The sequence below is a fragment of the Neisseria sp. P0001.S005 genome, assembly GCF_051963715.1.
This window is the reverse complement of the sequence record NZ_JBQCTZ010001069.1, coordinates 1-237: the sequence shown is the minus strand read 5'-3', so window position 1 is coordinate 237 and position 237 is coordinate 1. Positions and strand designations below refer to the sequence as shown.

The window sequence follows — 237 nt, the reverse complement described above, 5'->3', positions numbered from 1 at the left end:
ACGTAAAACGGTTTTGCTCCAACGGCTCACCCAGTGTTTTTGTTTGGTGTTGATGTCGGCGCGGGTGGGGGAATCGCGGTGTTTTGGGGTTTGGGCAAACTCGAATACTTTGGGCAGCGGCGTGTTTTTGGCAGCCGGATAGACACACATTTCGGCAGGCAGGGCTTGTTGCACATCGCCGCATTGCAGCCAGCTCACCATTTTGGCCGCCAGTTCGGGTTGCTTCGCGCCTTTCAA

The 237-nt window shown here is 55.7% G+C and carries 1 pseudogene; it reads right to left on the bottom strand.

Annotated features, from left to right (window positions below):
• Window positions 1–237 (bottom strand): annotated as a pseudogene (locus ACTHSP_RS24085) (thiamine ABC transporter substrate-binding protein); the annotation flags it as partial.